Genomic DNA, 19,275 nt, shown 5'->3' on the forward strand with positions numbered 1-19,275 from the left:
CATGACAACGAATTATATTTTTGTGACCGGCGGGGTCGTTTCCTCTCTGGGCAAAGGCATTGCCGCAGCCTCCCTCGCAGCTATCCTCGAAGCACGTGGTCTGAATGTGACCATCATGAAACTCGATCCGTATATCAACGTTGATCCGGGTACCATGAGCCCGACGCAGCATGGTGAAGTTTTTGTCACCGATGACGGGGCCGAAACCGATCTGGATTTAGGTCACTACGAGCGCTTCATTCGTACCAAGATGTCGCGTCGTAACAACTTTACGACCGGTCGTATCTACTCAGAAGTGCTGCGCAAAGAGCGTCGCGGCGACTATCTGGGCGCCACGATCCAGGTGATCCCCCACATTACCAATGCCATCAAAGAGCGCATCATCGAAGGTGGCGAAGGTCATGATGTCGTGCTGGTTGAGATTGGTGGCACCGTAGGCGATATTGAATCCCTGCCGTTCCTGGAAGCGATTCGCCAGATGGCGGTAGACGTGGGCCGTGAACACACCATGTATATGCATCTGACGCTGGTGCCATATATGGCGGCAGCGGGTGAAGTGAAAACCAAGCCTACTCAGCACTCGGTTAAAGAGCTGCTGTCGATTGGTATTCAGCCAGATGTGCTGATCTGCCGCTCCGATCGCGCGGTACCTGCTAACGAGCGGGCGAAAATCGCGCTGTTCTGCAACGTGCCGGAAAAAGCGGTTATCTCGCTGAAAGATGTCGATTCCATCTACAAAATCCCGGGCCTGCTGAAGTCGCAGGGTCTGGATGACTATATCTGTAAGCGTTTCAGTCTGAACGCGCCGGAAGCTAACCTTGCCGAGTGGGAGCAGGTTATCTATGAAGAAGCGAATCCGGGCGGGGAAGTGACTATCGGTATGGTCGGCAAGTATGTTGAGCTGCCGGACGCCTACAAGTCAGTGATTGAAGCCCTTAAGCACGGTGGTCTGAAAAACCGCGTAACCGTCAACATCAAGCTGATCGATTCGCAGGATGTCGAGACGCGCGGCGTGGAGATCCTCAAAGATCTCGATGCAATTCTTATCCCCGGCGGTTTCGGCTACCGCGGCGTGGAAGGCAAGCTGATGACGGCGCAGTACGCGCGTGAAAATAACATCCCGTACCTTGGCATCTGCCTCGGCATGCAGATTGCGCTGATGGAGTTCGCGCGCAATGTGGCCGGGATGGAAGGCGCCAACTCCACCGAATTTGTGCCAGACTGTAAATACCCGGTTGTCGCGCTGATCACTGAATGGCGTGATGAGCATGGCAACGTTGAGCAGCGTACTGAGCAGAGCGATCTGGGCGGCACCATGCGTCTGGGTAGCCAGCAGTGTCAGCTGACGCCGGAAAGTAAAGTGCGCCAGCTCTACGGTTCTGATGTGATTACCGAGCGCCACCGTCACCGTTATGAAGTCAACAATCTGCTGCTGAAGCCGATTGAAGCGGCGGGTCTGCATATTGCGGGCCGTTCCGGCGACGATCAACTGGTTGAGATTATTGAAATCCCGAACCATCCGTGGTTTGTGGCCTGCCAGTTCCATCCGGAGTTCACATCGACACCGCGTGATGGTCATCCGCTGTTTGCCGGCTTTGTGAAAGCCGCGCAGGAGCACCAGAAGCGTTTAGCGAAGTAAGAGTTTACGAACAACGCGCGAACTTTTCGCGCGTTGTTTGTCTTAGGATTGACTAACTTGTACTGAGGAAAATCGAATGTCCAAAATCGTTAAAGTCATTGGTCGCGAAATCATCGACTCCCGTGGCAACCCGACTGTAGAAGCAGAAGTGCATCTGGAAGGCGGTTTCGTTGGTCTGGCGGCGGCTCCATCAGGCGCTTCTACCGGTTCACGTGAAGCACTGGAGCTGCGCGACGGTGATAAGTCTCGCTTCCTGGGCAAAGGCGTAACCAAAGCGGTTGCTGCGGTTAACGGCCCAATCGCTGACGCGGTAAAAGGCAAAGATGCCAAAGACCAGGCGAACATCGATAAGATCATGATCGAGCTGGACGGTACTGATAACAAATCCAACTTCGGTGCAAACGCCATTCTGGCTGTTTCTCTGGCCGCAGCGAAAGCTGCTGCAGCATCAAAAGGCCTGCCGCTCTACGCACACATTGCTGAGCTGAACGGCACCCCAGGCAAATACTCTATGCCGCTGCCAATGATGAACATCATCAACGGCGGTGAGCACGCGGATAACAACGTAGATATCCAGGAGTTCATGATCCAGCCTGTGGGCGCGAAAAATATCAAAGAAGCCATCCGTATGGGTTCTGAAGTATTCCACAACCTGGCTAAAGTTCTGAAAGCCAAAGGCATGAGCACTGCAGTCGGTGATGAAGGTGGCTATGCGCCAAACCTCGGCTCTAACGCTGAAGCGCTGGCAGTTATCGCTGAAGCGGTAAAAGCAGCGGGCTATGAGCTGGGTAAAGATATCACCCTGGCGATGGACTGTGCCGCATCTGAATTCTATAAAGATGGCAAATATGTTCTGGCTGGCGAAGGCAACAAAGCGTTCTCTTCCGAAGAGTTCACTCACTTCCTGGAAGATCTGACCAAACAGTACCCAATCGTCTCTATTGAAGATGGTCTGGATGAGTCTGACTGGAACGGCTTTGCTTACCAGACCAAAGTGCTGGGCGACAAAATCCAGCTGGTGGGCGACGATCTGTTTGTCACCAATACCAAAATCCTGAAGGAAGGTATTGATAAAGGCATCGCGAACTCTATCCTGATCAAATTCAACCAGATCGGCTCTCTGACCGAAACGCTGGCTGCAATCAAGATGGCGAAAGATGCGGGCTACACGGCCGTTATTTCTCACCGTTCAGGCGAGACAGAAGATGCAACTATCGCTGACCTGGCGGTAGGTACTGCAGCTGGCCAGATCAAAACCGGTTCTATGAGCCGTTCTGACCGCGTAGCTAAATACAACCAGCTGATCCGTATCGAAGAAGCGCTGGGTGAGAAAGCGCCGTTCAACGGTCTGAAAGAAGTGAAAGGCCAGGCGTAATCGCCCGCCGGTGCTGCTCTGTGCAGCACGGTTTGCCTGAAGCCCCGCCCAGTGCGGGGCTTTTTGTTTTTCAGGGCACAAAGCGGCTGTGAAGCCGCAGTAAAAATCTGCCATAATCTGCGCCCCGAATGAGAGACGTGAGTGAAAAATGTTCTACCCGATTAACGAAATGTTCCAGACGCTGCAGGGCGAAGGGTTTTATACCGGCGTGCCGGCCATCTTTATCCGCTTACAGGGATGTCCGGTGGGATGCAGCTGGTGTGATACCAAACATACCTGGGAGAAGCGCGCGGATCGGGAGACCTCACTGGGTGATATTCTGGTAAAAACCGTGGAGAGCGATGCCTGGGGAAGTGCAGACGCCGCCACGCTGATTGAGACCATCGCCCGGCAGGGCTGGAGCGCGCGCCACGTAGTGATCACCGGCGGCGAACCGGCAATTTTTGACCTGCGTCCGCTAACAGAGGGTCTGGAAGCGCACGGGTTCCAGTGTCAGATCGAGACCAGCGGCACTCATGAGGTGCACTGCTCTGCGGCAACCTGGGTTACAGTCTCACCTAAGGTGAATATGCGCGGAGGCTACGATGTGCTGCTGCAGGCGCTGACGCGCGCGGATGAGATCAAGCATCCGGTGGCGCGCGAGCGTGACGTTGAGGCGCTCGATGAGCTGCTGGCGGAGCTGCATGACGATAAACCGCGTATTGTGGCGCTGCAGCCGATCAGCCGCGGCGATGCCGCAACCCGGCTCTGTATTGAAACCTGCATCGCCCGTAACTGGCGGCTCTCTATGCAGACGCACAAGTATCTGAATATCGCCTGATTCACAGCAGGGGCGCATTAATGCGTCCCCTACGCACATATCCACAGGGGCGCCATTTATGGCGCCCGGATAGAAATCGCACATCGGCCAGGGACGCATTAATGCGTCCCCTACGCACATACCGGTAGGGGCGCGCCCGGATAGAAATCGCACATCGGCCAGGGACGCATTAATGCGTCCACTACGCACATACCGGTAGGGGCGCGCCCGGGTCAGCTACTGCTTCGCTTTATATGCGTCGAATGCCTGCTTAATCTCTGCTCTGGCCTTAGCGGCATCTTCAAAACCGTTGAGCTCGACCTTCTTACGGCCATCCGGTAACTGTTTATACACCCGGAAAAAGGCTTCCAGCCGCTGCTGCTCGATTCGCGGCAGATCGCTTATCTCTTTAATATCATCATAGGTTGGATCAATTTTGCTGGCGGGCACGGCGACAATCTTGTCATCCACCTCACCGCCATCAATCATCTTTAGCACGCCAATCGCGCGCAGCTTAATCAGGGTGCCGGGCTGTAACGGCGCCCGGGCGTAAAAAATCACATCCAGCGGATCGTTATCGCCACTCAGTGACTGAGTCAGCGAACCGTAGTTGGCGGGATAGGCGACCGGCATAGACTGAAAACGGTCAGCCACGATAAACCCGGTTTTAGCATCGGTTTCATATTTGATCGTCCCGCCTGCCGGAATTTCTGTCACCGCATAAAACTCCGCCGGCATACTCTCCGGCTGGGGAAAATCAAGTACGTTTTGCGCCTGAACGGCAGCAGAGGCAGAGATAAAAACAGCAAGCAGAGAAAGGTGTTTCACAAGGTTCATTGTTGATTCTCTTGATCTTTAACAGAGGAGACAACAACGTAGAGGGGAATCGTTACAAAGAGATGAATCAGCAGTAATCGGCTGTTCGAAGATTAATACAGGTATCACAGCGGTTCAGAGACCGGCACCTGTGGTTCCACGTTGCAGGAAGGCGGCAACCGCGTTCATCCTCAGGCGCTTACATGAGTAAGCAACCGGGGGTGGAGAAGGGCAGCCAGCGCACCTGCAGCGTGGAAGAGGCCGCTCTGGTCAGCCGCGGTAAACGCAGCCTGCCGTACAGGTCTCTTTGATCATGACCGCGCTCAGCACCGGCAGCACCGGCTTAAGCTCATCCCAGATCCACTTCGCCAGCACTTCACTGGTGGGATTCTCCAGACCCGGAATATCGTTCAGGTAGTGATGATCCAGCCGCTCATAAAGCGGACTGAAAATCGCTTTCAGTTCAGCAAAATCCATAACCCAGCCGGTATACGCATCCACTTCACCGGTTATTTCCAGTCGCACCAGAAAGGAGTGGCCGTGCAGACGACCGCATTTGTGCCCTTCAGGCACGTGAGGTAAGCGGTGAGCCGCTTCAAACTGGAACTCTTTAAACAGCGTGGTAGACATAATCACTCTCAAACGAAAAAACCGCTGAAGTCTACCTCAAAAGCAGATTTTTCGCACCCGTGGGGGTGTAAAAGCGCATTTAACGCGATCCTGTACCGCGTCTGAAGATAAAAACCATATTTTACAAAGGGATAATTTACCACTTTTGGCGGTTAGCGATACCCGAAAAACCGCTTAGTCGTTTTGGTTATTTATTATGTCGAACCCTTATTTAATCGTTAATATACAGCTCGGTAACCTACCTCCTCTTCCACCGCTTCTCGGTCCGGACTTCTGACACTGGAATTTTTAACGCGATGACGACTCAGGCACCCCCAGGCTCCATGCTGCCGCTCTCTCCGGAGCAACTTGCGCGCTTACAGGCGGCGACCACGGAATTTAATACGACTCAGCTTGCCTGGCTTTCGGGCTACTTCTGGGGCATGGTCAACCAGACCCCTGGCGCGGTGGCGACACCTGCAGCTCCGCCAGCGGAAACCCCGGGCGTCACGCTGATTTCAGCCTCGCAAACCGGCAACGCGCGTCGCCTGGCAGAACAGCTGCGTGATGATCTGCTGGCAGCGAAACTGAACGTGAATCTGGTTAATGCCGGCGACTATAAGTTCAAGCAGATCGGCCAGGAAAAGCTGCTGGTTATCGTCACCTCGACCCAGGGCGAAGGCGAACCACCGGAAGAGGCGGTGGCGCTGCATAAATTCCTGCTGTCGAAGAAGGCACCGAAAATGGATGGCGCGGCGTTTGCCGTGTTTGGTCTTGGCGACACCTCTTACGAATTTTTCAGCCAGGCGGGCAAAGATTTCGATAGCCGTCTGGCCGAGCTGGGCGCAGAGCGCCTGCTGGATCGTGTCGATGCGGACGTTGAATATAGCGAGCTGGCCAGCGCCTGGCGCCTGCAGCTGACCGATCTGCTGAAGGCGCGCGTGCCGGTCGCCCCTGCGGCGCAGATTGCGGCCAGCAGCGCCGGCAGCGTCAACCTGGTTGATAGCAGTCCTTATACGAAAGAGCTGCCGCTGACCGCCAGCTTTGCGCTGAATCAGAAAATCACCGGCCGCCTCTCTGATAAAGATGTGCGCCATATTGAGATCGATCTCGGTGATTCCGGCCTGCGTTACCAGCCGGGTGACGCGCTGGGCGTCTGGTATGAGAATGATGCAGAGCTGGTGCAGGAGCTGCTGCAGCTGGTGTGGCTGAAAGGCGATGAGCAGGTAACGGTGCAGGGCAAAACGCTGCCGCTGGCTGAAGCGCTGCAGACGCAGTTTGAACTCACGGTCAACACGCCGCAGATAGTGGAGCGCTACGCTGCGCTGTCGCGCAATGAGGCGCTGCTGGCGCTGACGGAAGATAAGCAGAAGCTGCAGAGCTATGCCCAGAGCTTCCCGATTGTGGATATGGTGCGCCAGGCGCCCACCGAACTGAATACAGAGCAGCTGACGGGCTTACTGCGCCCGCTGACGCCGCGCCTTTACTCTATCGCCTCCTCCCAGGCGGAGAGCGAAAGCGAGGTGCATATTACGGTGGGTGCGGTGCGGTATGAAATCGATGGCCGTCAGCGCGGCGGCGGTGCTTCCACCTGGCTTGCCGACCGTGTGGAAGAAGAGGGCGCCATTCGCGTCTTTATCGAACACAATGACAACTTCCGCCTGCCGGCCAATCCGGATGCACCGGTAATTATGATTGGTCCGGGCACCGGCATTGCGCCGTTCCGCGCCTTTATGCAGCAGCGTGACAATGACGGCGCCGGGGGTAAAAACTGGCTGTTTTTCGGCAACCCGCACTTCACCGAAGATTTTCTCTATCAGGTAGAGTGGCAGAAGTACGTTAAGCAGGGGCTGCTGACGAATATCGATCTCGCCTGGTCACGCGATCAGGCTGAGAAAGTCTATGTACAGGATAAAATCCGGGCGAAAGGCGCAGAGGTCTGGCGCTGGATCGAAGAGGGCGCTCACCTTTACGTTTGTGGCGATGCGAATCGCATGGCGAAAGATGTGGAGCAGGCATTACTGGATGTGGTGGTCGAACACGGCGGCATGGATCGTGAAACGGCTGATGAATTTTTGAGTGAGCTGCGCATTGAGCGCCGTTATCAGCGAGACGTTTACTAATGAGCGAAAAACACCCTGGACCGCTGGTGGTTGAAGGTAAACTTTCTGACGCCGAGCGTCTGAAAAAAGAGAGCAACTATCTGCGTGGCACCATCTTAGACGATCTCGACGATGGCCTGACCGGTGGGTTCACCGGCGATAACTTCCTGCTGATCCGCTTTCACGGCATGTATCAGCAGGACGATCGCGATATTCGCGCCGAGCGAGCTGAGCAGAAGCTGGAGCCGCGTCACGCCATGATGCTGCGCTGCCGTCTGCCGGGCGGCATCATTACCCCGACGCAGTGGCTGGCGATTGATAAGTTTGCGGCTGAAAAAACGCTCTATGGCAGCATCCGCCTGACGAACCGGCAGACGTTTCAGTTTCACGGTATTCTGAAAAAGAACGTGAAACCCACGCATCAGATGCTGCATGAAGTGGGACTCGATGCGCTGGCGACCGCCAATGACGTTAACCGCAACGTACTCTGCACCTCAAATCCGGTTGAGTCTGAGCTGCATCAGGAAGCTTATGAGTGGGCGAAAAAGCTCTCTGAGCACCTGCTGCCGCAGACCCGCGCTTATGCGGAGATCTGGTGGGATAAGGAAAAAGTTGCGACCACAGATAAAGAGCCGATTCTTGGCGAAACCTATCTGCCGCGTAAGTTTAAAACCACCGTGGTGGTGCCGCCGCACAATGATGTCGATCTGCATGCTAACGATCTCAACTTCATTGCGATTGCTGAGCACGGCAAGCTGATAGGTTTCAATGTGCTGGTAGGGGGAGGCCTCTCTATTGAGCATGGCAATAAAGCGACCTACGCCCGTACCGCCAGTGAGTTCGGTTTCCTGCCGGTGGAGAAGATCCTCGATGTGGCCGCCGCGGTAGTGACCACGCAGCGCGACTGGGGTAATCGCACCGATCGCAAAAACGCTAAAACTAAATATACCCTTGAGCGCGTGGGCGTTGAGACGTTTAAAGCGGAAGTGGAAAAGCGTGCCGGTCTGACTTTCGCGCCGGCGCGTCCGTATGAATTCACCACCCGCGGCGATCGTATCGGCTGGGTTAAAGGCATCGACAACAAGTGGCACCTGACGCTGTTTATCGAAAATGGTCGCCTGCTTGATTACCCGGGCCGTCCGCTGAAAAGCGGCATCGCTGAAATCGCCAGAGTACACCAGGGTGATTTCCGCCTCACCGCCAACCAGAACCTGATTGTGGCTGGCGTGCCGGAGGCGCAGAAAGCGCAGATTGAAGCGATCGCCCGCGAGCACGGCCTGATGGAAAGCGTAACGCCGCAGCGTGAAAACTCGATGGCCTGCGTAGCGTTTCCGACCTGTCCGCTGGCGATGGCAGAAGCGGAGCGTTTCCTGCCATCATTTGTTACCAAAGTCGAAGAGATCATGCATCGTCACGGCGTGGGCGAAGAGCATATCGTTCTGCGCGTAACCGGCTGCCCGAACGGCTGCGGTCGTGCGCTGCTGGCGGAGCTGGGGCTGGTTGGCAAAGCGCCGGGTCGCTACAACCTGCATCTCGGCGGGAACCGCGTGGGTACGCGCATTCCGCGTATGTACCGCGAAAATATCACTGAGAGCGAAATTCTGGCCACGATTGATGAACTGGTGGCGCGCTGGGCAAACGAGCGCGAGGCCGGTGAAGGTTTTGGTGACTTCACGATTCGCACCGGTATCGTTAAAGCGGTGACGGATCCGGCTCGTGACTTCTGGGACGCGGAGGCTGTATGACCCTGCCCGATCTCGCCGTACTCAACAGCGGCAGCAAAGTTGACCGTATTATGGCGCTGGCTGAAAGCAACGTGCAGCTGGAGAAACTCTCTGCTGAAGCGCGCGTCAGCTGGGCGCTGGAACAGCTGCCGGGGGCCTTTGTGCTCTCATCCAGTTTTGGGATCCAGGCGGCGGTGCTGCTGCATATGGTGACGCAGCAGCGGCCGGATATTCCGGTGATCCTCACCGACACCGGTTACCTGTTCCCAGAAACCTATCGCTTTATCGATGAGTTAACGGCAAAGCTTAACCTTAACCTGCAGATTTTCCGTGCGGAAACCTCGCCCGCATGGCAGGAAGCGCGCTACGGCAAACTGTGGGAGCAGGGCGTGGACGGCATTGAGCAGTATAACCAGCTCAATAAAGTGGAACCGATGAACCGGGCGCTGAGCACGCTGGGCGCACAGACCTGGTTTGCCGGACTGCGGCGCGATCAGTCAGGCAGCCGTGCCAGCCTGCCGGTGCTGGCGGTACAGCGCGGTGTCTTTAAGATCCTGCCCATTATCGACTGGGATAACCGGCAGGTGCATCAGTACCTGAAACAGCACGGCCTGAGCTACCACCCGCTGTGGGATGAGGGCTACCTTTCGGTGGGTGATACCCATACCACGCGAAAATGGGAACCGGGCATGGCAGAAGAAGAGACGCGCTTCTTCGGCCTCAAGCGCGAGTGCGGTTTGCACGAAGGCTAACCACCATCCACAGGGCGAATTTTCGCCCTGTTTTTTGTTTCCCTCTCACGCACCTCTGTTAATTCCTAAAGTCATGCCCGGCTGGTTACAGCCGAAATCGTGCTGCCTGGAAAAAGCGTTATAAAATCAATTCTTAAGCAGAAAAACGCATCAGCTTTGCCAGCGCTATATTCCATTTGGTAACTACTCATGCGAAATCGTAATTTCATCTGGCGGAATAGCGCGACGTATAGTCGCGGTAACTTATTGTAAAACTAGCAAGGTTATCGTGGATTATCTGCCCCTCTTTGCCGATCTCAGACAGCGTCCGGTGCTGGTTGTCGGCGGTGGTGAAATCGCTGCCCGTAAAATTGAACTGCTGCGCCGGGCTGGCGCGCGCATCCTGGTGGCCGCCCGCGAGCTGGGGCATGAACTGCAGGCGCTGGAGGCAGAACAGGCCGTAGAGTGGATAGCCCGCAGTTTTGAGCCGGCTCAGCTTGACGGCGTATTTCTGGTTATTGCTGCCACCGACGATAACGCACTTAATTCACAGGTGTTTGACGCCGCCAACGCGCGGCACAAGCTGGTTAACGTGGTGGATGACCAGCCTAAATGCAGCTTTATCTTCCCTTCTATTGTTGACCGCTCACCGCTGGTGGTGGCGATCTCATCCAGCGGCACCGCGCCGGTACTGGCGCGGCTGCTGCGGGAGAAAATCGAAGCGCTGCTGCCGGCAAACCTGGGTCAGATGGCCGCGCTGGCAGGAGAGTGGCGCGACAAAGTCAAACAGCGCTATCGCAAAATGTCCGATCGCCGCCGCTTCTGGGAGCGCGCCTTTAATGGCCTGTTTGCCAGCCAGATGGCGGCCGGTAACGTCAGCGCCGCACGCCAGACGCTCGATCGCGAACTGGAACATATCAGCGATAACCAGGGCGAAATTGCGCTGGTCGGCGCGGGTCCTGGCGACAGCGGTCTGCTGACGCTGCGCGGTCTGCAGGTGATGCAGCTGGCTGATGTGGTGCTGTATGACCATCTGGTCAGCGATGAGGTGCTGGATCTGGTGCGGCGCGATGCCGACCGCATCTGTGTTGGAAAACGCGCCGGCGCCCATTCGGTGCCGCAGGAAGAGACGAACCAGCTGCTGGTATCACTGGCGCTGCAGGGCAAGCGCGTCGTGCGTCTGAAAGGCGGCGATCCCTTTATCTTTGGCCGCGGCGGCGAAGAGCTGCAGGCGGCGAAAGCGGCAGGCATTCCGTTCCAGGTGGTGCCGGGTATTACTGCCGCCGCAGGCGCGACCGCCTATGCCGGTATTCCGCTGACGCACCGCGATTATGCGCAGAGCGTGATGTTTATTACCGGCCACTGCCGCGCTGACGGCGATGGCATCGACTGGCCATCCCTCGCGCGTGCGCGCCAGACGCTGGCTATCTATATGGGCACCGTAAAAGCAGCGGAAATTGCCGCCGGTCTGATTGACCACGGCCGCGATCCGCTGACGCCCGTGGCGGTGATTGGCCGCGGCACGCGTCAGGATCAGCAGGTGCTGACCGGAACCCTGAATCAACTTGAGGTGCTGGCAGCCGCCGCGCCGACGCCTGCGCTGTTAGTGATTGGCGAAGTGGTGAACTTGCACGGGCAATTAGCCTGGTTTCAACATTCTGCACAGCAGGGGGCTCGCGAGTCCGCCGTTGTCAATTTGGCTTGAGGAAAAACTATGGACCAAAATCGTCTTACTCATCTGCGTCAGCTGGAAGCAGAGAGTATCCATATCATCCGCGAGGTGGCGGCCGAGTTCAGCAATCCGGTGATGATGTACTCCATCGGCAAAGACTCCTCGGTAATGCTTCATCTGGCGCGTAAAGCATTCTTCCCGGGAACCCTGCCGTTTCCTCTGCTGCACGTGGATACCGGCTGGAAATTCCGCGAAATGTATGAGTTTCGCGACCGTACGGTGAAAAACATGGGTGCCGAGCTGCTGGTGCACCGTAATCCGGAAGGCGTGGCAATGGGGATCAACCCGTTTGTTCACGGCAGCGCCAAACATACCGATATTATGAAGACGGAAGGGCTGAAGCAGGCGCTCAACAAATACGGTTTTGATGCCGCCTTTGGTGGCGCGCGCCGTGATGAAGAGAAATCGCGCGCGAAAGAGCGCATCTACTCTTTCCGCGATCGCTTTCATCGCTGGGATCCCAAAAATCAGCGTCCTGAGCTGTGGCATAACTACAACGGCCAGATCAACAAGGGCGAAAGCATTCGCGTATTTCCGCTCTCTAACTGGACCGAACTCGATATCTGGCAATACATCTTCCTGGAAAACATCGAAATCGTACCGCTCTACCTGGCCGCGCCGCGCCCGGTACTGGAGCGCGACGGCATGCTGATGATGATCGATGACGATCGTATCAACCTGCAGCCAGGTGAAGAGATCACCGAGCGCATGGTGCGTTTCCGTACGCTGGGCTGCTGGCCGCTGACCGGCGCCGTAGAGTCTGAAGCGCAGACGCTGCCGGAGATTATCGAAGAGATGCTGGTCTCCACCACCAGCGAACGCCAGGGACGCATGATTGACCGCGACCAGGCGGGATCAATGGAACTGAAAAAACGCCAGGGTTATTTTTAAGGAGACGCAGATGAATACCGTTATTGCACAACAGATTGCCGAGCAGGGTGGCGTAGAAGCCTGGCTGACGGCGCAACAACATAAGAGCCTGCTGCGTTTCCTGACCTGCGGCAGCGTAGATGACGGCAAGAGCACCCTGATTGGCCGCCTGCTGCACGATACGCGACAGATTTATGAAGATCAGCTCTCCTCTCTGCATAACGACAGCAAACGTCATGGTACCCAGGGTGAAAAACTCGATCTGGCGCTGCTGGTGGATGGCCTGCAGGCAGAGCGCGAGCAGGGCATCACTATCGATGTCGCCTATCGCTACTTCTCGACGGAAAAACGCAAGTTTATTATCGCGGATACCCCGGGGCACGAGCAGTACACCCGCAATATGGCCACCGGCGCCTCAACCTGCGATCTGGCTATTCTGCTGATCGACGCGCGCAAAGGCGTGCTGGATCAGACCCGGCGCCACAGCTTTATCTCAACGCTGCTGGGCATCAAACATCTGGTAGTGGCGATCAACAAAATGGATCTGGTGGAGTATCGCCAGGAGACATTTGAGCAGATCAAACAGGATTACCTCGACTTCGCGGCCCAGCTGCCGGGCGATCTGGATATTCGTTTTGTACCGATGTCCGCGCTGGAAGGGGACAATGTCGCTACCCCGAGCACGACTATGCCGTGGTACAGCGGTCCGACGTTGCTGGACGTACTGGAAACGGTTGAGCTGAAGCGCGTTGTCGATCACCAGCCCATGCGTTTCCCGGTGCAGTATGTTAACCGTCCTAATCTCGATTTCCGCGGCTATGCCGGAACGCTGGCGTCAGGCACCGTACGGCCGGGAGATCGGGTAAAAGTCCTGCCTTCTGGCGTGGAGTCGACTATCGCACGTATCGTGACCTTTGATGGTGATCTGCCGGAAGCTGCGGCGGGTGAGGCGATTACGCTGGTGCTGAACGATGAGATCGATATCAGCCGCGGCGACCTGCTGGTTGCTGCCGATGCTGAACTGCAGGCGGTACAGTCCGCTACGGTTGACGTGGTCTGGATGGCGGAGCAGCCGCTGCAGCCGGGTCAAAGCTATGAAATCAAAATTGCGGGCAAAAAAGCGCGCAGCCGGGTGGAAAAAATCCTGCATCAGGTGGAGATCAATACCCTGGCAACGCACACCGTTGACAGCCTGCCGCTGAACGGTATCGGACTGGTAGAAATCACCTTTGATGAGCCGATGGTGCTGGATCCTTACCAGCAAAACCCGGTAACTGGCGGCATGATCTTCATTGACCGGCTGAGCAACGTCACCGTGGGCGCCGGTATGATTAACCAGCCGCAGAGCGCAGCACCTGCTACAGCGGGTAACTTTAGCGCCTTTGAGCTGGAGCTGAATGCGCTGGTGCGTCGTCACTTCCCGCACTGGAACGCGCGCGATCTGCTGGGCGGTGCGTAATGGCGCAGCATGATGAAAACGTGGTGTGGCACGACCATCCGGTCACCCGGGCGGCGCGTGAGCAGCAGCATGGTCATCAGGGTGTAGTGCTGTGGTTTACCGGGCTCTCCGGCTCGGGTAAATCCACCGTGGCAGGTACGCTGGAGCAGGCGCTGCATCAGCTTGGCGTCAGCACTTACCTGCTGGACGGTGACAACGTGCGCCACGGTCTGTGCCGCGATCTCGGCTTCAGCGATGACGATCGCCGGGAGAATATCCGGCGCGTGGGTGAGGTGGCCCGGCTGATGGTCGATGCCGGACTGGTGGTGCTCACCGCCTTCATCTCGCCGCACCGGGCTGAGCGGCAGATGGTGCGCGATCTGCTGGGCGAAGGTGAGTTTATTGAGGTCTTTGTCGATACACCGCTGGCGGTGTGTGAAGCGCGCGATCCGAAAGGATTATATAAAAAAGCGCGCGCCGGTGAACTGCGTAATTTCACCGGTATTGACAGCGCGTATGAGGCGCCCGAAGCCGCTGATATCACGCTGGATGGCGAACAATTGGTTACAAAACTCGCGGCCCAATTGTTAGACCTGCTGCGCCGCCGCGATATCATCAGATCCTGAACCGACGCGGCAAACGCCTTCTCCGGGTTTGCCGCATTTTAGCGTCAACAGGATCTCTATGCAGAACGTCACTCCCATGCTCGCACGCAAAGACGACAGCTTGCCCGAAGAGCCGCGCTCCTCATTACCCGGCGGCGTTATTGGCTTTTTTGCCTACTGGTGCGCGCTGGCCATTCCCTTTCTGCTCTACGGCTCCAATACGCTATTCTTTTTTCTCTATACCTGGCCTTTTTTCCTTGCGCTGCTGCCGGTATCGGTGCTGGCCGGCATCGTGCTGAGCCTGATGATGCGTGGGCACCTCTTCTGGTGCGCCCTGGCGACCGGTCTGCTGGTCATCTGCCTCTTCTGGCTGGTGTTCTCCTATCTGTCCGGCTGGTAAGCGCAGAGATGTGCAAACGCATCCGCTGGTTACAAAAGTTTGCCTGCTGTTTTTCGTGACCGCCTGCTATAAATAATCCGGATAAATCTGCTTACGCGCCATTTTCGCTGCCGCAGTGGAGTCCGGGCTCAAGTTATGGGATGATTGGGCCGTTTTTCAGGGGGCGGGGATGGGAAAACTGACGTTACTGCTGCTCGCGCTACTGGGATGGTTGCAATATTCCCTGTGGCTGGGCAAGAACGGTATCCATGATTACACACGCGTCAGCGAAGACGTGGTGTCACAACAGGCGAATAACGCCAAACTCAAAGCACGAAACGATCAGCTGTTTGCCGAAATTGACGATCTCAATGGCGGTTCAGAGGCGATTGAGGAGCGCGCACGCAGCGAGCTGGGCATGATTAAACCCGGCGAGACTTTCTATCGCCTGGTGGCAGACCAGAACAAACGAAATGCGCAGCAGTCTGCGCAAAATCAGCAACGATAACAACATGACTCACCACTCTCACGCTGCGGATGTGATTGCCGTCGTGCCGGCTGCCGGTGTCGGCAGTCGCATGCAGGCAGCGTTTCCCAAGCAATATCTCACTATTGGTACCATGACGCTGCTGGAACACAGCGTGGCGCGCCTGCTGGCTAACGCCGCAGTGCAGCAGGTGATTGTCGCCGTCAGCGCTGACGACGGCTGGTTCGATTCGCTGCCGCTGGCGCACGATCCGCGCGTGGTGCGGGTCACCGGCGGCGCAACCCGGGCCGAGTCAGTGCTGGCAGGGTTACAGCACATCAGAGAGAGCGCATGGGTGCTGGTGCATGACGCCGCGCGCCCGTGCCTTCATGCTGACGACCTGGCACGGCTGCTGGCCGTGCGGGAGCACAGCAGAACCGGCGCCATTCTGGCAGCACCGGTACGCGATACCATGAAGCGCGCTGAGCCGGGCAAAACGGCGGTGGCACATACGGTGGAGCGTGACGATCTCTGGCACGCGCTGACGCCACAGTTTTTCCCGCATAGGCTGCTGACTGCCTGCCTGAGCCGGGCGCTCAGCGAAGGCGCTACGATCACGGATGAGGCGTCAGCGCTGGAGTATTGCGGCTATCATCCGCAGCTGATTAGCGGGCGCAGCGACAACATCAAGGTCACGCGGCCGGAAGATCTGGCGCTGGCGGCCTTTTACCTTACTCAGATTCAACGACAGGAGAACGCATAATGCGTATCGGTCACGGCTTCGACGTTCACGCTTTTGGCGGTGAAGGTCCACTGGTGATTGGCGGGGTGCGTATCCCGTTTGAGCACGGTTTTATTGCCCACTCCGACGGCGACGTTGCGCTGCATGCGCTGACCGATGCCCTGCTGGGCGCGGTGGCGATGGGCGATATTGGCAAGCTTTTTCCGGATACGGATCCGGCGTTTAAAGGAGCTGACAGCCGCGGCTTGCTGCGCGAAGCGTGGCGTCGTATTCAGGCGAAAGGCTACGCCATTGGCAACGTTGACGTCACGATTATCGCGCAGGCGCCTAAAATGCTGCCGCACGTGCCGCAGATGCGCGTCAATATCGCCGAAGATCTGGGCTGCCACATGGATGCGGTTAACGTGAAGGCCACCACCACCGAAAAGCTCGGCTTTACCGGACGCGGTGAAGGTATTGCCTGCGAGGCAGTGGCTCTGCTGGTAAAGGCTGACGCATGAGTGAGCTGCACTATCTGCACGGCGTGCCTGCTGCCACTGGCATAATTAAAGCGCGTCCGGATGATTTTGTGGTGATCGAAGATCTCGGTTATCCCTATGACGGCGACGGCGAGCAGCTGCTGGTACGCATCCGCAAAACGGGCTGCAACACGCGTTTTGTTGCTGAAGCCCTGGCAAAATATCTGGGCGTGCCGGCGCGCGACCTGAGCTATGCCGGCATGAAAGATCGCCACGCCGTGACTGAACAGACGCTCTGTTTCCGCCTGCCGGGTAACGCAATGCCGGTAATGAGCGGCTTTCAGCTTGAAGGGGTTGAGATCCTGCAGGTGATCCGGCACAGGCGTAAGCTGCGTACCGGCGCGCTGGCGGGAAATGCCTTTCGGCTGGTGATCCGCGACGTGTCTGATCGCGCCGACGTTGACGCGCGCCTGCAGCAGATTCAGGCTCAGGGCGTTCCCAACTATTTTGGCGAGCAGCGCTTTGGCCGCGGCGGGAATAACCTGCAGCAGGCGCAGCGCTGGGCAGAAGAGCAGTTTCATCCGCGCGATCGGAATATGAAAGGCCTGCTGCTGTCAGCCGCGCGTAGCTACCTGTTTAATCAGGTGACCAGCGCGCGTCTGCAGCGCGACGGCTCACTGCAGCTGGCGCAGGCAGGCGATGCGCTGCAGCTCGCCGGACGCGGCAGCTGGTTTGTCGCCGCTGCCGATGAGCTGCCAGCGCTGCAGCAGCGCGTGGCCGCGCATGAGCTGCGCATCACGGCACCGCTGGCGGGACGCGGTGAGGCGGGCACGCAGGGAGAAGTTGCCGCATTCGAGCAGCAGCAGCTGGCGCAGTCGCCGGCACTGCTGACGCTGCTGACGCGTGAACGGGTTGATACCGCCCGCCGCGCGATGCTGGTGGTGCCGGATAATCTGCAGTGGCAGTGGCAGGATGACGCCACGCTGGCCCTGCAGTTCTGGCTGCCCGCCGGCAGCTTCGCCACCAGCCTGGTGCGCGAGCTGCTGAGCAACGGCGCTGCGGCACCGCTCGGCGACGAGTAGCGCTGACGCCCGGCGCGTTAATTCACCCGGCCGCTGGCCGGGTTCTGACCACTGCAGAGACAAACCCTGCCTCTGTCACGATTTACGTCTACCACTTCCCACGCCTCATCGCTAGAATGCATCTATCCCTGTCTCACCGGCCGCTGGCGTAACTACGCCCGATTTTTCGCACAGCCGGCACCGGCTGGCGGGGACCGGTGAATGAACAAAGGTCAGAAACAGATGCGGATATTGCTGAGTAACGACGATGGAATCCATGCGCCCGGCATTCAGACGCTGGCGCACGCGCTGCGGGAATTTGCTGAGGTACAGGTGGTGGCACCCGACCGCAACCGCAGCGGTGCCTCAAATTCACTGACGCTGGAAACGCCGCTGCGTACCTTCACGCATGCCAGCGGCGATATCGCTGTACAGATGGGGACACCCACCGACTGCGTTTTTCTCGGCGTGAATAAGCTGATGCAACCGCGTCCTGACATTGTGGTCTCAGGCATCAATGCCGGTCCCAATCTGGGCGATGATGTGATCTATTCCGGTACCGTTGCAGCTGCGATGGAGGGGCGCCATCTCGGCCTGCCGGCGCTGGCGGTGTCGCTGAATGGTCATACGCACTATGACAGTGCGGCAGCCGTAACCTGCGTGCTGCTGCGTGCGCTCTCCCGGGCACCGCTGCGTACCGGACGTATCCTCAATATTAATGTGCCCGATTTGCCACTGGCGCAGATTAAAGGTTTTCGCGTCACGCGCTGCGGCAGCCGCCATCCGGCAGATCAGGTGATTTGCACTGAAGATCCGCGCGGCCAGCCGCTCTACTGGATAGGCCCGCCAGGCAAACAGCTTGATGCCGGCCCCGACACCGATTTTGCCGCCGTAGACGCCGGCTATGTTTCGCTGACGGCGCTGCATGTCGATCTCACCGCACACGCCGCGCAGAGCGTGCTGCATGACTGGCTGCTGCAGGCAGAGGTCTCACTGGCATGATAAACCGGCGCATCGACACGCTGTTAGCCCAGCTGCGGGCGCAGGGCATTACAGATGAGCGTCTGCTGCAGGCGATTGCGGATGTACCACGTGAGCGCTTTGTAGATGAAGCGTTTGAGCACAAGGCGTGGGACAACATGGCACTCCCTATCGGCAACGGACAGACCATTTCCCAGCCCTATATGGTAGCGCGTATGACCGCGCTGCTGGAGCTGAACCCGCACTCCCGCGTACTGGAAATCGGCACCGGCTCCGGCTATCAGACCGCTATTCTGGCGCATCTGGTCAATCACGTCTGTTCCGTTGAGCGCATCAAAGGGTTGCAGTGGCAGGCTAAACGCCGTCTGAAGCAGCTCGACCTGCATAATATCTCTACCCGGCACGGTGATGGCTGGCTCGGCTGGCCCGCGCGCGGGCCGTTTGATGCCATCATTGTTACCGCAGCGCCCCCCGAAATTCCGACTGCGCTGATAGCACAGCTGGGTGAGGGTGGCAGAATGGTGCTGCCGGTGGGGGAGGACCATCAGGTGCTTAAGCGTCTGCGCCGCCACAAGGGCGAGTTGACGGAAGAGATTATCGAGCCGGTACGCTTTGTTCCGCTGGTGCAGGGTGACCTGGCGTAAGGGCGATCTTACGTATTTCTTCACAATCACAGCGTGGCATGGCGCAGGTGATATTGTTACTATCCTCTTTTTCGATACCGATGCGCGTTTGAGCCTATTCGCGT

General features: G+C 57.6%; 19 protein-coding genes. 17 read left to right on the forward strand and 2 right to left on the reverse strand.

Annotation, left to right across the window (positions count from 1 at the left end; genetic code table 11):
- The first annotated feature begins 1 nt into the window (after nucleotide 1).
- The 3 genes from pyrG (at nucleotide 2) to queE (ending at nucleotide 3,834) form a co-directional block, all read left to right on the forward strand.
- The gene (pyrG, locus tag C1Y41_RS11475) at nucleotides 2-1,639 is read left to right on the forward strand and encodes a glutamine hydrolyzing CTP synthase (RefSeq protein WP_071668542.1); all 1,638 of its coding nucleotides are present in this window, start codon (nucleotides 2-4) and stop codon (nucleotides 1,637-1,639) included.
- 76 nt (nucleotides 1,640-1,715) lie between these two features.
- On the forward strand, nucleotides 1,716-3,014 hold the full coding sequence (eno, locus tag C1Y41_RS11480; protein WP_065648317.1) for a phosphopyruvate hydratase: 1,299 nt from the start codon (nucleotides 1,716-1,718) through the stop codon (nucleotides 3,012-3,014).
- A gap of 148 nt (nucleotides 3,015-3,162) precedes the next feature.
- On the forward strand, nucleotides 3,163-3,834 hold the full coding sequence (gene queE, locus C1Y41_RS11485) for a 7-carboxy-7-deazaguanine synthase QueE (protein WP_039379876.1): 672 nt from the start codon (nucleotides 3,163-3,165) through the stop codon (nucleotides 3,832-3,834).
- A 216-nt stretch (nucleotides 3,835-4,050) separates the two neighbouring features.
- On the opposite strand, the gene C1Y41_RS11490 is transcribed toward queE, so the two are convergent.
- The gene (locus C1Y41_RS11490) at nucleotides 4,051-4,650 is read right to left on the reverse strand and encodes an inorganic diphosphatase (RefSeq protein ID WP_039379874.1); all 600 of its coding nucleotides are present in this window, start codon (nucleotides 4,648-4,650) and stop codon (nucleotides 4,051-4,053) included.
- A 249-nt stretch (nucleotides 4,651-4,899) separates the two neighbouring features.
- Entirely contained in the window at nucleotides 4,900-5,262 is a 363-nt protein-coding gene (gene queD, locus C1Y41_RS11495; protein ID WP_104085513.1) for a 6-carboxytetrahydropterin synthase QueD, read from the reverse strand.
- A gap of 293 nt (nucleotides 5,263-5,555) precedes the next feature.
- Here queD and cysJ point away from each other — a divergent pair, with 293 nt between their 5' ends.
- From cysJ to C1Y41_RS11565, 14 genes are all read left to right on the forward strand, one after another.
- On the forward strand, nucleotides 5,556-7,361 hold the full coding sequence (gene cysJ, locus C1Y41_RS11500) for an NADPH-dependent assimilatory sulfite reductase flavoprotein subunit (RefSeq protein WP_104085497.1): 1,806 nt from the start codon (nucleotides 5,556-5,558) through the stop codon (nucleotides 7,359-7,361).
- Entirely contained in the window at nucleotides 7,361-9,085 is a 1,725-nt protein-coding gene (gene cysI / locus C1Y41_RS11505) for an assimilatory sulfite reductase (NADPH) hemoprotein subunit (RefSeq protein ID WP_039379868.1), read from the forward strand. Before cysJ ends, cysI begins: the two co-directional genes overlap by 1 nt.
- The gene (locus C1Y41_RS11510) at nucleotides 9,082-9,816 is read left to right on the forward strand and encodes a phosphoadenylyl-sulfate reductase (RefSeq protein WP_039379866.1); all 735 of its coding nucleotides are present in this window, start codon (nucleotides 9,082-9,084) and stop codon (nucleotides 9,814-9,816) included. The genes cysI and C1Y41_RS11510 overlap by 4 nt, the downstream gene beginning before the upstream one ends.
- A gap of 268 nt (nucleotides 9,817-10,084) precedes the next feature.
- Nucleotides 10,085-11,500, forward strand: a complete 1,416-nt coding sequence (gene cysG / locus C1Y41_RS11515; RefSeq protein ID WP_071668539.1) for a siroheme synthase CysG — start codon at nucleotides 10,085-10,087, stop codon at nucleotides 11,498-11,500.
- A gap of 9 nt (nucleotides 11,501-11,509) precedes the next feature.
- Nucleotides 11,510-12,418 (forward strand): sulfate adenylyltransferase subunit CysD, encoded by a 909-nt coding sequence (gene cysD, locus C1Y41_RS11520; protein WP_039379862.1) that lies wholly within the window; start codon nucleotides 11,510-11,512, stop codon nucleotides 12,416-12,418.
- Nucleotides 12,419-12,428: 10 nt separating this feature from the next.
- Nucleotides 12,429-13,856: a sulfate adenylyltransferase subunit CysN gene (gene cysN / locus C1Y41_RS11525; RefSeq protein WP_104085498.1), complete on the forward strand. Its 1,428-nt coding sequence runs from the start codon at nucleotides 12,429-12,431 to the stop codon at nucleotides 13,854-13,856.
- Nucleotides 13,856-14,461, forward strand: coding sequence for an adenylyl-sulfate kinase (gene cysC / locus C1Y41_RS11530; RefSeq protein ID WP_104085499.1), 606 nt, complete (start codon nucleotides 13,856-13,858; stop codon nucleotides 14,459-14,461). Before cysN ends, cysC begins: the two co-directional genes overlap by 1 nt.
- Nucleotides 14,462-14,519: 58 nt before the next feature.
- Nucleotides 14,520-14,840, forward strand: a complete 321-nt coding sequence (locus C1Y41_RS11535; RefSeq protein ID WP_039379856.1) for a DUF3561 family protein — start codon at nucleotides 14,520-14,522, stop codon at nucleotides 14,838-14,840.
- Nucleotides 14,841-15,009: 169 nt separating this feature from the next.
- Complete coding sequence (gene ftsB, locus C1Y41_RS11540) at nucleotides 15,010-15,327, forward strand: cell division protein FtsB (protein WP_039379853.1); 318 nt, start codon at nucleotides 15,010-15,012, stop codon at nucleotides 15,325-15,327.
- A 4-nt stretch (nucleotides 15,328-15,331) separates the two neighbouring features.
- Nucleotides 15,332-16,048 carry a 2-C-methyl-D-erythritol 4-phosphate cytidylyltransferase gene (gene ispD / locus C1Y41_RS11545; protein WP_104085514.1) on the forward strand — a complete coding sequence of 239 codons (717 nt, stop codon included), beginning with the start codon at nucleotides 15,332-15,334 and terminating at the stop codon, nucleotides 16,046-16,048.
- The gene (gene ispF / locus C1Y41_RS11550) at nucleotides 16,048-16,527 is read left to right on the forward strand and encodes a 2-C-methyl-D-erythritol 2,4-cyclodiphosphate synthase (protein WP_039379851.1); all 480 of its coding nucleotides are present in this window, start codon (nucleotides 16,048-16,050) and stop codon (nucleotides 16,525-16,527) included. The genes ispD and ispF overlap by 1 nt, the downstream gene beginning before the upstream one ends.
- On the forward strand, nucleotides 16,524-17,567 hold the full coding sequence (gene truD, locus C1Y41_RS11555; protein WP_071668537.1) for a tRNA pseudouridine(13) synthase TruD: 1,044 nt from the start codon (nucleotides 16,524-16,526) through the stop codon (nucleotides 17,565-17,567). The genes ispF and truD overlap by 4 nt, the downstream gene beginning before the upstream one ends.
- Before the next feature lie 222 nt (nucleotides 17,568-17,789).
- Entirely contained in the window at nucleotides 17,790-18,548 is a 759-nt protein-coding gene (surE, locus tag C1Y41_RS11560; protein WP_039385625.1) for a 5'/3'-nucleotidase SurE, read from the forward strand.
- Nucleotides 18,545-19,171, forward strand: coding sequence for a protein-L-isoaspartate(D-aspartate) O-methyltransferase (locus C1Y41_RS11565; protein WP_104085500.1), 627 nt, complete (start codon nucleotides 18,545-18,547; stop codon nucleotides 19,169-19,171). The genes surE and C1Y41_RS11565 overlap by 4 nt, the downstream gene beginning before the upstream one ends.
- Nucleotides 19,172-19,275: the final 104 nt, after the last annotated feature.

Origin of the sequence: Pantoea sp. ICBG 1758 (assembly GCF_002928325.1) — a bacterium.
In the GTDB taxonomy this organism is placed as follows: Bacteria; Pseudomonadota; Gammaproteobacteria; order Enterobacterales; family Enterobacteriaceae; genus Pantoea; species Pantoea eucrina.

Bases quoted from the DNA above. Each gene is read 5' to 3' on its own strand.
- pyrG (WP_071668542.1), top strand. From the start codon at position 2: ATGACAACGAATTATATTTTTGTGACCGGCGGGGTCGTTTCCTCTCTG.
- eno (WP_065648317.1), top strand. From the start codon at position 1,716: ATGTCCAAAATCGTTAAAGTCATTGGTCGCGAAATCATCGACTCCCGT.
- queE (WP_039379876.1), top strand. From the start codon at position 3,163: ATGTTCTACCCGATTAACGAAATGTTCCAGACGCTGCAGGGCGAAGGG.
- C1Y41_RS11490 (WP_039379874.1), bottom strand. From the start codon at position 4,650: ATGAACCTTGTGAAACACCTTTCTCTGCTTGCTGTTTTTATCTCTGCC.
- cysJ (WP_104085497.1), top strand. From the start codon at position 5,556: ATGACGACTCAGGCACCCCCAGGCTCCATGCTGCCGCTCTCTCCGGAG.
- cysI (WP_039379868.1), top strand. From the start codon at position 7,361: ATGAGCGAAAAACACCCTGGACCGCTGGTGGTTGAAGGTAAACTTTCT.
- C1Y41_RS11510 (WP_039379866.1), top strand. From the start codon at position 9,082: ATGACCCTGCCCGATCTCGCCGTACTCAACAGCGGCAGCAAAGTTGAC.
- cysD (WP_039379862.1), top strand. From the start codon at position 11,510: ATGGACCAAAATCGTCTTACTCATCTGCGTCAGCTGGAAGCAGAGAGT.
- cysN (WP_104085498.1), top strand. From the start codon at position 12,429: ATGAATACCGTTATTGCACAACAGATTGCCGAGCAGGGTGGCGTAGAA.
- cysC (WP_104085499.1), top strand. From the start codon at position 13,856: ATGGCGCAGCATGATGAAAACGTGGTGTGGCACGACCATCCGGTCACC.
- C1Y41_RS11535 (WP_039379856.1), top strand. From the start codon at position 14,520: ATGCAGAACGTCACTCCCATGCTCGCACGCAAAGACGACAGCTTGCCC.
- ftsB (WP_039379853.1), top strand. From the start codon at position 15,010: ATGGGAAAACTGACGTTACTGCTGCTCGCGCTACTGGGATGGTTGCAA.
- ispD (WP_104085514.1), top strand. From the start codon at position 15,332: ATGACTCACCACTCTCACGCTGCGGATGTGATTGCCGTCGTGCCGGCT.
- ispF (WP_039379851.1), top strand. From the start codon at position 16,048: ATGCGTATCGGTCACGGCTTCGACGTTCACGCTTTTGGCGGTGAAGGT.
- truD (WP_071668537.1), top strand. From the start codon at position 16,524: ATGAGTGAGCTGCACTATCTGCACGGCGTGCCTGCTGCCACTGGCATA.
- surE (WP_039385625.1), top strand. From the start codon at position 17,790: ATGCGGATATTGCTGAGTAACGACGATGGAATCCATGCGCCCGGCATT.
- C1Y41_RS11565 (WP_104085500.1), top strand. From the start codon at position 18,545: ATGATAAACCGGCGCATCGACACGCTGTTAGCCCAGCTGCGGGCGCAG.